General features: G+C 68.2%; 13 protein-coding genes. 10 read left to right on the top strand and 3 right to left on the bottom strand.

Features of this window, described 5'->3' with window-relative positions; all coding sequences use genetic code 11:
* Positions 1-63: 63 nt before the first annotated feature.
* Positions 64-465, bottom strand: coding sequence for a GntR family transcriptional regulator (locus tag ACM9NP_RS19790; RefSeq protein ID WP_415648242.1), 402 nt, complete (start codon positions 463-465; stop codon positions 64-66).
* Between the two features lie 62 nt (positions 466-527).
* Between ACM9NP_RS19790 and ACM9NP_RS19785 the strand changes: the two genes are divergently transcribed.
* From ACM9NP_RS19785 to ACM9NP_RS19770, 4 genes are all read left to right on the top strand, one after another.
* Positions 528-884, top strand: coding sequence for a hypothetical protein (locus ACM9NP_RS19785; RefSeq protein WP_415648241.1), 357 nt, complete (start codon positions 528-530; stop codon positions 882-884).
* A 57-nt stretch (positions 885-941) separates the two neighbouring features.
* The gene (locus ACM9NP_RS19780; RefSeq protein WP_415648240.1) at positions 942-1,307 is read left to right on the top strand and encodes a hypothetical protein; all 366 of its coding nucleotides are present in this window, start codon (positions 942-944) and stop codon (positions 1,305-1,307) included.
* Between the two features lie 124 nt (positions 1,308-1,431).
* On the top strand, positions 1,432-2,094 hold the full coding sequence (locus tag ACM9NP_RS19775; RefSeq protein ID WP_415648239.1) for a DsbA family oxidoreductase: 663 nt from the start codon (positions 1,432-1,434) through the stop codon (positions 2,092-2,094).
* On the top strand, positions 2,091-2,246 hold the full coding sequence (locus tag ACM9NP_RS19770; RefSeq protein WP_415648238.1) for a hypothetical protein: 156 nt from the start codon (positions 2,091-2,093) through the stop codon (positions 2,244-2,246). The genes ACM9NP_RS19775 and ACM9NP_RS19770 overlap by 4 nt, the downstream gene beginning before the upstream one ends.
* A gap of 11 nt (positions 2,247-2,257) precedes the next feature.
* On the opposite strand, the gene ACM9NP_RS19765 is transcribed toward ACM9NP_RS19770, so the two are convergent.
* Positions 2,258-2,455, bottom strand: a complete 198-nt coding sequence (locus ACM9NP_RS19765; protein WP_415648237.1) for a hypothetical protein — start codon at positions 2,453-2,455, stop codon at positions 2,258-2,260.
* 413 nt (positions 2,456-2,868) lie between these two features.
* Here ACM9NP_RS19765 and ACM9NP_RS19760 point away from each other — a divergent pair, with 413 nt between their 5' ends.
* Complete coding sequence (locus ACM9NP_RS19760) at positions 2,869-3,495, top strand: carbonic anhydrase (protein ID WP_415648236.1); 627 nt, start codon at positions 2,869-2,871, stop codon at positions 3,493-3,495.
* A 96-nt stretch (positions 3,496-3,591) separates the two neighbouring features.
* Here ACM9NP_RS19760 and ACM9NP_RS19755 read toward each other — a convergent pair whose 3' ends face one another.
* On the bottom strand, positions 3,592-5,076 hold the full coding sequence (locus tag ACM9NP_RS19755; RefSeq protein WP_415648235.1) for an MDR family MFS transporter: 1,485 nt from the start codon (positions 5,074-5,076) through the stop codon (positions 3,592-3,594).
* 226 nt (positions 5,077-5,302) lie between these two features.
* Between ACM9NP_RS19755 and ACM9NP_RS19750 the strand changes: the two genes are divergently transcribed.
* The 5 genes from ACM9NP_RS19750 to ACM9NP_RS19730 all read left to right on the top strand — a co-directional run bounded on the left by ACM9NP_RS19750 (position 5,303) and on the right by ACM9NP_RS19730 (position 8,053).
* Positions 5,303-5,719 (top strand): phage holin family protein, encoded by a 417-nt coding sequence (locus ACM9NP_RS19750; protein WP_415648234.1) that lies wholly within the window; start codon positions 5,303-5,305, stop codon positions 5,717-5,719.
* Complete coding sequence (locus tag ACM9NP_RS19745; protein ID WP_415648233.1) at positions 5,716-6,027, top strand: DUF3618 domain-containing protein; 312 nt, start codon at positions 5,716-5,718, stop codon at positions 6,025-6,027. The genes ACM9NP_RS19750 and ACM9NP_RS19745 overlap by 4 nt, the downstream gene beginning before the upstream one ends.
* The gene (locus ACM9NP_RS19740; RefSeq protein WP_415648232.1) at positions 6,024-6,275 is read left to right on the top strand and encodes a DUF4235 domain-containing protein; all 252 of its coding nucleotides are present in this window, start codon (positions 6,024-6,026) and stop codon (positions 6,273-6,275) included. Before ACM9NP_RS19745 ends, ACM9NP_RS19740 begins: the two co-directional genes overlap by 4 nt.
* Before the next feature lie 367 nt (positions 6,276-6,642).
* The gene (locus ACM9NP_RS19735; protein ID WP_415648231.1) at positions 6,643-7,203 is read left to right on the top strand and encodes a DinB family protein; all 561 of its coding nucleotides are present in this window, start codon (positions 6,643-6,645) and stop codon (positions 7,201-7,203) included.
* Positions 7,204-7,759: 556 nt separating this feature from the next.
* Positions 7,760-8,053 carry a hypothetical protein gene (locus ACM9NP_RS19730; RefSeq protein ID WP_415648230.1) on the top strand — a complete coding sequence of 98 codons (294 nt, stop codon included), beginning with the start codon at positions 7,760-7,762 and terminating at the stop codon, positions 8,051-8,053.
* Positions 8,054-8,083: the final 30 nt, after the last annotated feature.

The raw sequence follows: 8,083 nt of genomic DNA, 5'->3' as shown, positions 1-8,083 counted from the left end.
GGGTGGGGGTGGCCCAGAAGATGGCGGTGACGGTGAGGACCGCCAGCAGGCCCAGGGTGATGGTCATCGAAGGTTCTCCGTGGTCGGGGTGAATGAGTCGAGCACAGTGGAGCTGCGCCGCGCGATGTCGGTGGCGTCCAGGCCCTGGACGGTCGCCTCGGCGAGTAGCGTGCGGAGCCGCCGCTCCCATCGCTCCTCGAATCCGTCCTCCGGTGGGCCCGAGGTCGTGTCTCGCCGTACGACGGCACCGCTCTTGCGATTGACGCGGATGACGCCTTCCTGGCGAAGCAGGTCGTACGCCTTGGCGACCGTGTGGAAGTTGACCGCGAGATCGGTGCCGAGTTGCCGGGTCGACGGCAGTTGGGCCCCTTCGGTCAGGTCCCCACGGGCGATCGCCTCTATGACCTGATCACGTATCTGCTGGTAGATCGGCACATCGCTGTCCAGGTCGAGTATCAGTTGCATCCGTAAATCCCATCTGTTATACATGAACTATAACAGCTACGAAAGATAGGAAAAAGATCCCCATGGCAGCCCTCACCATCACCACCGACTCGATCGTCGTCACCCCGGGAAGCAAGGAGCGCGTGTTCGGGCTGACCGGCCCCGTCACCATCCCGCTCACCGCGGTGCGATCGGCCGAAGCCGTCGACGCCCCGATCGCGGAGACCCGCGGAGGCCGCTACGGCGCGCACGTGCCCGGACTCGCCAAGGTCGGCACGTGGGGGCTCGGCAAGGGCGTCCGACAGCTCGTCTTCGCCTACCAGGATCGCCCGGGAATCCACATTCGACTCAACCGCGAGTTGTCGGAGAACTTCGACGAGATCATCGTCAGCACGCCGAACGCCGCCGACCTCGTCACCGAGTTGACGGCGCGCGGCTGACCGTCCCACCCCGACACCACCCGGGCGATAGGATCGGCCGACTCAGGGGGAGGCCGTATGACGCCCGATTGGCGCGCCGTCGACTATGTACCGACCGTGTGGACGATCGCCCGGGACGGCGAGCCCATCGGCACGTTCACCGTCAGCGGCATCCGCTTCGGCGCCTTCGTCGGCACCTTCGAACCCCTGCCGTCCTACGAGCCGCTGCGACCGCTCGTCGACATGGCGAACCGGATCGACGAGTTGGGCGAGGACGACCAGCTCGCCGCCGACGCCGCGGACGCCCTGTGGCGCGTTCTCATGGAGCACGTCACCGTCACGGGCCCCGCCCGGGAGACGCTGCGTGACCCGATCCTTTGGTTCGGGCTGCCGGACACGGACGAGGACGCGATCCGGTTCGCCGAGATGGACTTTCCCGGCTGACGACGCGAACCGTCTCGACTGTGAGCTGGGCGGCACGCCCCGCGCCGACGGAATACCGCCGTCGAGGTCCGCGCTGCATTCGGAGGCGCCGTGACAGGACGACGCCCATCCACGAAAGGCCGCCATGAGTGAGTCCGCGCCGTTGAAGGTCGACATCTGGTCCGACATCGCCTGCCCCTGGTGCTACATCGGCAAACGCCGCTTCGAGGAAGGCGTCCGTCGACACGTCGCCAACGGCGGACGCGACGTCACGATCGAGTACCACTCCTTCGAGCTCGCCCCCGACACGCCCGTCGACTACGACGGCACCGAGGTCGACTTCCTCGTCAAGCACAAGGGCATGCCCGCCGAACGGGTCAAGGAGATGCTCGCGAACGTCACCGACATCGCCTCCGGTGTCGGCCTGAAGTACGACTTCGACGCCGTCCAGCACACCAAGACCCTGAACGCGCACCGACTGCTCCACTTCGCGAAGGCGCACGGCCTGCAAGCCGAGTTGAAGGAACGACTTCTCAAGGCGTACTTCGTGGAGGGTCGGCATGTCGGCCGGGAGACCGAGCTGACGGCGCTCGCCGCCGAGGTCGGGCTCGACCCGGACGCCGCCGCCGAAGCGCTCGCGACCGGCGCGTACGCGGACGCCGTCGAGGCGGACCTGGCGCAGGCGTCTGCCTACGGCATCCGAGGGGTTCCGTTCTTCGTCATCGAGTCGGCGTACGGCGTCTCGGGCGCCCAGGAACCGGAGGTTTTCGCAGCCGCGCTGCGTCGGGCCGAGGAGGGGACGGCGTGACGCCCGACGACCCGGAGCCGACGGCAGTCGAGCCGACACCGGTCATCCCGCCGCTGGCAATGATCGGCGACCCGGACGCGGTCGTGTGCGACGACAACGGTTGCGCGCTCCCGTCACCCGATCCGTCCGCGAACGAACGACCCGCGGACTGAGGCGGTCGCGCTCACCCGACTCCCGAACAACACAGCACGACCAAGCCGACGAAGGCGATCACGCCGATCGCCGGCCACACGGTCGGACCCCAGCCGGTCCGCTCCCCGGAGGAGGCGTTCATCCCGTGGTTCCAGGTGGGGGCGTCCGCGCCGTCCCCACCACGTCCATCCATATTGAAGTGTCGTGGTCCGGCTGGCGTATCGGTCACGGTGCCTCCTGACGGTGGCGGGCATTGACGCCGCGTACGCGGGCGACCCCCATCACATCACAATGTGACGCCCATCTCAATCCCATGAGCGACGCGGACTCTCGAACCGCGTGGTCGTCGGCTCCGTTTCCCCGCCGTCACCTCGAGGTGCCGCGCCTCGACCGTCGACTCGCCCCGAGCGCACGCCGACGACGACGGGTTGTCGCGGTGCCGCGACCGCCACACCCCGCACTGAGGCGGCCGAAACCGCCCTGAGCGGGTGATATCGTGCAGCAACCGCGAGGCCCACAAAGGCGCGATACCTGTGGCCGGGCCGTGGCCGCGACTCGCCGACGATGCCGCGTCATGCGACCGCCGTGACTGCGACTCCGCGACGCCGACCGCGTCGCACGCCACCGGAAGGACACCGAGGCATGCAGGACAGCACAAGTTCACCCTCCCCCGACGCCGCACTGGCGGAACTGCTCGAAGGCAACCGCCGCTTCGTCGAAGGCGCCCCCATCCACCCGCATCAGGACGCCGCGTACCGCGCGTCGATCGCCGTGGAACAGCGCCCCTTCGCCGTCATCTTCGGCTGCTCCGACTCCCGTCTCGCGGCCGAGATCATCTTCGATCGCGGTCTGGGCGACCTCTTCATGGTCCGCACCGCCGGACACATCGTCGGCCCAGGCGTCCTCGCCAGCATCGAGTACGGCGTCTCCGTCCTCGGGGCGCCACTCGTGATCGTCCTCGGGCACGACTCCTGCGGCGCGATCAGCGCCGCGCGCGCCGCCACCAACAACGAGACGCCCATGCCGGAGAATTTGCGGCCGATCATCGACGGAGTCGCGCCCAGCATCCGGCTCGCGAACGCCCGCCGGGTCACCGACGCCGACGGCATCACCAACCTGCACGTCAGCCGCACCGTCGACATGATCGCCAGCCACAGCGACGAGATGTCGGAGACCGTCGCGGCGGGCCGTTGCACCGTCGTCGGCATGTCCTACCGGCTGGCCGACGGCCGGGTCACCCTCCTCGACGCGGCACCAGTGCCGCTATAGCGCCACGACACTGAACGCATACGCGATCGGCGTCGGCGCCCGGAAGTCGTCGACGTGGGCCGTCCGCTCCACGGGGACGGCCGCCCGACCCGATCCCTACGCCGCACCGCGCGCGGCATCCCACTCGCGGTTCTCCGCCGCCCGAACGGGAGCGTTGAAGAACCACACGACGACGAAGCCCGCGCACAACACCGCCGCCGGGACGAGCATCGACTCGCCCATCGCGGACGCGAAACCGGAACGCAACGCCGCCGGCAACTCCCCCGCGCCCTCGGGAGTCGCCCCCGTGCTGTCGAACCCCGGCAGGTTCAACGCGAGACGCGCGTTCATCGCCGCCGCGATCCCGGCACTGCCGAGCACCGCCCCGACCTGGCGCATCGTGTTGTACACACCGGACCCGGCCCCTGCCATCCGCGGCGGTAGATTGCGCGTCGCCGTCGACGACAACGGCGCCCACACCCCCGCGTTGCCGAAACCGAGCAGCACCGTCGGCAACAGCAGCAGCCACACCGGCGTCGTCGGCGTCAGGATCAAACCGAGCCACGTCAGACCACCGATCATGCACGCGAATCCACCCGCCGCGAGGTACTTCGGATTCGTCCGGTCGACGAGCTTCCCGACGACCGGCGCCAACCCGCCCGAGATCACCGCCATCGGGGCGAGCAGCAAAGCGGCCTCGGTCGCGCTGAAACCGCGCGCGACCTGAGCGAACAACATCAACGGCAACGCCATCCCCGTCGTCGCGAAACCCATCGACGCGATCCCGACGTTCGCCAGACCGAAGTTCCGGTCCCGGAACACCGCGAGCGGCAACAGCGGCTCGCGCCGGTTCAGCCTCTGCCACACGACGAACACGACCAACAGCACGACGCCCGCCGCCACCAACCTCCCCACCGAGATCGGACCGACGATGACACCCCAGTCGAAGGACTCGCCCTCCTGAATCCCGAAGACCAGGCAGAACATCCCCACCGTCGACAGGATCACCCCGAGACCGTCGAAACGGTGCGAATGCGTCGTCAACTTCGGCACGAGCCGCGCAGCCATCACGAAACCGACGATCCCCACCGGGACGTTGATGAAGAAGATCCACTCCCACCCGAACGCGCCGACGAGAACCCCGCCCAGCACCGGGCCGACGAGGATCGCCACACCCGCGACGGAGCCCCACAACCCCATCGCCGTCCCCCGACCGTCGGGCGGAAACGTCCGGGTGATCACGGCCATCGTCTGCGGCGTCATCATCGCCGCCCCGAGCCCCTGCACGACCCGCGCAATGATCAGGCTCTCCACGTGCGGGGACAGGCCACACCACACCGACGCGAGGGTGAACACGACCAACCCGATCAGGTACACGTTCTTCGGACCGAACCGGTCGCCCAACCTCCCCGTCACGAGCAGCGGCACCGCGTACGCCAGCAGGTAGGCGCTCGTCACCCACACCGCCTCGGTGATGTCCGCGTCCAGCCCGGCCATGATCGCGGGCATCGCGACCGACACGATCGTCGAGTCGACCAGGATCATGAAGAACCCGATCACGAGCGACCACAGGGCCGGCCACGGTTTCACGATGTCGGTCATGCCTGGATGCCCCCGCTGCACTGGTGAACGAAACGACGCGCGCCGAGGCCGCGCCGTTTCGCACCCTATGCCCCGCCCCACCGCGACACCCGACGAAGGCCCTCCCGTTTGTGCCCTCAAGGACAATCCCTTTCCGCCGTTTCGGCGTGCCGCGTCGCCAATGCGGTGATCATTACCGTGGACGCGCGCCCGTCGCGGCGCGTGCTCGGGGACGAGGGGAGCGACGATGACGACTACACCGATCCGTCCGGTCCGTCCGGCCGAACCGTCGACGGGGGAGCTCGTACACCGGGCGACCGAACAGGTGACGCGGCTCGTCAAGGATGAACTGGCGCTGGCGAAAGCGGAGATGGCCAACAAGAGCAAACAGGCCGGCGTCGGAGTCGGCATGTTCGGCGGGAGCGGCCTGCTCGCCGCGTACGGCCTCGGCGTTCTCATCGCCGCCGCCGTGCTCGCGTTGACGCTCGTCTGGCCCGCCTGGTTGGCGGCGCTCGCCGTCGCGGGCGGCGTCTTCCTCATCGCCGGCCTATTGGCGCTGATCGCGCGGGCACGGCTGAAGAAGGCGGTGCCTCCGGTCCCCGCCGAGACCATTTCCAGCCTGAAGGCCGACATGGCGCAGTTGAAGGAGCGAACGCACCGATGACGATGCAGCGGAACCGGACCGAATCCGAACTCGAACCGGACGAGGAGACCGTCGCGCGCGATCTGAACCAGATTCGCGCCGACATCGCGGTGACTCGTCGCGAACTCGGCGACACCGTAGAGGCGTTGACCGCGAAGATGGACGTGCGCGCGCGAGCCCGGGACGCGGTCTCCGGCGCCCGCCACCGCTTCACGTCGGCGACGGAGCCTGTCGTTGGCGAGGTGAAGCACAACCGTGTGCCCGTTCTCCTGGGCGCGGCGGGGGTCGTCGCGGCCGTGGTGATCCTGGTGTGGGGGCGACGACGGTGAACAAGCTCATCGCGAAACCGATCGATCTCGCGGCGGGAATGGCGGGTGGTCTCCTCGCCGGCCTCGTCTTCCGCAAGCTGTGGAAGGTCACCACCGGGGAGAAGGAGGCCCCGGCCAGCACCGACACGGATCGGGGGTGGGGCGAGATCCTCGCGGCGGCGGCGCTTCAAGGCGCCATCTACGCGCTCGTCAAAGCCTCGATCGCCAGGGCGAGCGCCGGCAGAACCCACAAGAACGCCGACTCCTGAGGCGTCGCGATCGGCCCGAGGTGGCTCGTCCCGCCTCGGGCCGCCGCACTGGCGGGCGCTCACGTCGGTCGGTCCCTTATGGCATTCGCCCGAACGGCGATACCGACTCTGTTTCGATGTCCATATAGATCATTTGATGGGCGCGCGAACCTGGCCGGGGCGGATCACGGCAATCATGTGCCGTCGCCCGAGTGTCGTCTCAGGGCTGGTGTCGTTGTGGGGGCGGTGTTCCGGCACGACCGGGCGCCCACGGATAAGCGGAGGCGGCGGACGTCCAGGCGTGTTAATTTGGCGCGCAGTCGGCGGAACTGCGACGTCGACGCGGGCACGAGCGAGTCGTGCCTCCCCACGGACGGACGTGAAACACATGAGTGACCAACCCGCTCGATGGAGCCAGGCGGGCATCTACCCCGACATGTGGGCCGACCCTGACGACGACCCCCGCAACAACGACGGCGTCAGCCCGGACGGCGAGCTCGCGACGTTGCAGGACTTCCTGACGAACTATCGCCTGACTCTGCGGATGAAATGCGAGGGCCTGACCCCGGAACAGCTGGCCCACCGGTCGGTACCGCCGTCGACGATGTCGCTGCTCGGCCTGCTTCGGCACCTCGCCGAAGCGGAACGGGACTGGTTCAACTGGATCAGCGACGACGAACCGCTACCGAAACTGTACGGCGCGCGAGACGCGGACTTCGACGGTGCGGTCGCGGACCAGGCGGTCGTCGACGCCGCGTACGCCGATCTCGAGCGCGAGCAGGCCGCGATCGACGCCGTGCTGGCCGAACACTCGGACTTGGGCGAGCGCCTCGGAAAGGAGGAGATCGCCGTCCGCGAGCTGATGGTCCACCGGATCGAGGAGTACGCCCGCCACTGTGGGCACGCCGACCTGTTGCGCGAGTGCGTCGACGGGCGAGTCGGCCAGTGACGGGAACGGGGGCACGGGCGGCGCGCGGGATCACGGTGACGATGGTCGGTCCGCAATCGCGCGACCTCCTGTCGTCTTACGGTCTCCCCCGTTCTGTGGAATCTCGGCGAGGACCGTGATTCGCGGCCCGTCGACGGTCCGTTGACCCGGCTTCAACCGGTTGGACTCCGCCCGCGTGACGGGCGTTGTGCCCCGGACAAGCTCGTCCGCTCGGCTCAGAAACCTTGGGGCGGAGGCGTTCTCGTCGAATGCGCCGGGTTCGGGGGCCTCCGGCCTCCTCCCCAGGTCGGAATCTACCCCCAACCTGCTGAAGCCACGCTAAAGCGCGCTGAAGTCGCGTTCAGCTTCGTGACCGGGAAGACCACCCGACCGACCCCACCGCCCAACGGACGAAGCCGACCGGCGACCGGCGACCGGCGACCGGCGACCGGCGACCGGCGCGATTTGACATTGATCAATTTATATCGATATTGTTGCGGATCACCGATACCGATTCGTGACTTTCGGCCGACCCGCGCCGAACGTCCCTCGGTCACCCCGGCGGAAAGGAAAGGAAATGGCCGTCATTCGCAGCCGCTACAATCCGCTCGCCGCTCGCATCATCAGCGTCGTGATCGGCGCTATCATCGCGGTTCTTTTGCTACACATACTGTTCGTGCTGCTGGGTGCCAATGTGGACAATCCACTGGTCGTCTTCATCAGCGGCCTGGCCGGTTGGTTCGGCTGGCTGTTCACCGACCTGTTCACCGTCGGCAACGCCCAGCTGAGCGTACTGCTCAACTACGGACTGGCCATCGTGGTCTACGCCGCCATCGGCGCGGGACTGCGCACCCTGTTCCGGTCCGCCTGACCGCGACGGTGGGNGACCGCTCATGACGAG

The sequence above is a fragment of the Stackebrandtia soli genome (assembly GCF_965137155.1).
Taxonomy (GTDB): Bacteria; Actinomycetota; Actinomycetes; order Mycobacteriales; family Micromonosporaceae; genus Stackebrandtia; species Stackebrandtia soli.
This window is presented reverse-complemented; position numbering and strand designations above follow the sequence as displayed.

What these genes read in the sequence shown, in the direction of transcription:
- ACM9NP_RS19750 (WP_415648234.1), top strand. Translation starts at nt 5,303, where the DNA reads ATGACGACTACACCGATCCGTCCGGTCCGTCCGGCCGAACCGTCGACG.
- ACM9NP_RS19760 (WP_415648236.1), top strand. Translation starts at nt 2,869, where the DNA reads ATGCAGGACAGCACAAGTTCACCCTCCCCCGACGCCGCACTGGCGGAA.
- ACM9NP_RS19790 (WP_415648242.1), bottom strand. Translation starts at nt 465, where the DNA reads ATGCAACTGATACTCGACCTGGACAGCGATGTGCCGATCTACCAGCAG.
- ACM9NP_RS19745 (WP_415648233.1), top strand. Translation starts at nt 5,716, where the DNA reads ATGACGATGCAGCGGAACCGGACCGAATCCGAACTCGAACCGGACGAG.
- ACM9NP_RS19785 (WP_415648241.1), top strand. Translation starts at nt 528, where the DNA reads ATGGCAGCCCTCACCATCACCACCGACTCGATCGTCGTCACCCCGGGA.
- ACM9NP_RS19775 (WP_415648239.1), top strand. Translation starts at nt 1,432, where the DNA reads ATGAGTGAGTCCGCGCCGTTGAAGGTCGACATCTGGTCCGACATCGCC.
- ACM9NP_RS19780 (WP_415648240.1), top strand. Translation starts at nt 942, where the DNA reads ATGACGCCCGATTGGCGCGCCGTCGACTATGTACCGACCGTGTGGACG.
- ACM9NP_RS19735 (WP_415648231.1), top strand. Translation starts at nt 6,643, where the DNA reads ATGAGTGACCAACCCGCTCGATGGAGCCAGGCGGGCATCTACCCCGAC.
- ACM9NP_RS19730 (WP_415648230.1), top strand. Translation starts at nt 7,760, where the DNA reads ATGGCCGTCATTCGCAGCCGCTACAATCCGCTCGCCGCTCGCATCATC.
- ACM9NP_RS19755 (WP_415648235.1), bottom strand. Translation starts at nt 5,076, where the DNA reads ATGACCGACATCGTGAAACCGTGGCCGGCCCTGTGGTCGCTCGTGATC.